The following is a 984-nucleotide window of genomic DNA, read 5'->3' as shown; positions in this document are numbered from 1 at the left end:
CCGTCAGCCATGAAGCCGGCGCCCTGTTCGTGGCGCGGGGTAACGTGACGGATGCTCGAGCGGGCCAGGCCGCGATACAGCTCCACAGTGTGTACGCCGGGGATGCCGAACACCTGATCCACGCCGTAGCCTTCCAGAAGGTGGACCAATACTTCGCCGCAGGTCGCCATACATGTCGCTCTTGTTATGGATTCGAGGCGGTATTGGACCGGCTGGCCCGTAGCGGCAACAATCGATAAAAAGTCATACTAGCCATGTCCTCACGTCATGGCTGCGCCCCTATGAAACGCCTCCCACCATTGCCCGCGCTGCACACCTTCTGGGTCACGGCCCAGTGCTGCAATTTCACCCGCGCGGCCGAGCAACTGCACATCACCCAGGGCGCGGTGAGCCGCCAGATTGCCGGGCTGGAAAACCACCTGGGCTACGCCTTGTTCCAACGCCAGGCGCGGGGTTTGAGCCTGACCGAGGAAGGCCGCGAATGGTCGCTGCGGGCCCAGCAGGTATTCGGTTTGATCGGCGAAGCAGTGGAGCAGATCGGCGGCCGCCGCGAGACCCTGCAACTCAAGGCGTCCACCTGCGTAATGCGCTGGCTGCTGCCGCGCTTGATGCAATGGCAGCACGAGCGCCCGGACGTGCCTGTGGAACTCACCACCACCGTGGCCTACACCGTGGACTTTCGCCGCGAGCAATTCGATGCGGCGGTGATCTATGCGCCCATCGCCGAGCAATCGGCCCAGGCCCGGCACTTGTTTGATGAACAACTCACACCCGTGTGTGCACCGGCTTTGCTCAGCGGGTTGCGCACGCCGGCGGACCTGCAGCAACAGGTACTGCTGCACCCCACGCGGGATGAGCGGGACTGGGCGTTGTGGCTCAAGGCGGCGAATACCCATTTGAGCAACCTGGCCCAGGGGCATCATTTCGAAACACTGGATTTGGCCATGACGGTGGCGTCACAAGGCTCGGGCGTGGCGATCGGCG

The 984-nt window shown here is 63.6% G+C and carries 2 protein-coding genes; one reads left to right on the top strand and one right to left on the bottom strand.

Annotation, left to right across the window (positions count from 1 at the left end; translation table 11 throughout):
- Positions 1 to 170, bottom strand: a 170-nt coding sequence (locus HX803_RS32830) for a thiamine pyrophosphate-binding protein (protein ID WP_256732907.1), incomplete at its 3' end; no start/stop codon positions are given.
- Between the two features lie 111 nt (positions 171 to 281).
- Here HX803_RS32830 and HX803_RS22160 point away from each other — a divergent pair.
- Positions 282 to 984, top strand: a 703-nt coding sequence (locus HX803_RS22160) for a LysR family transcriptional regulator (protein ID WP_178923509.1), incomplete at its 3' end; no start/stop codon positions are given.

Source organism: Pseudomonas sp. P7548 (assembly GCF_013386585.1).
Classification (GTDB): domain Bacteria; phylum Pseudomonadota; class Gammaproteobacteria; order Pseudomonadales; family Pseudomonadaceae; genus Aquipseudomonas.
Note: the sequence above shows the minus strand (reverse complement) of the source record. Positions and strands in the feature narration are given on the sequence as shown.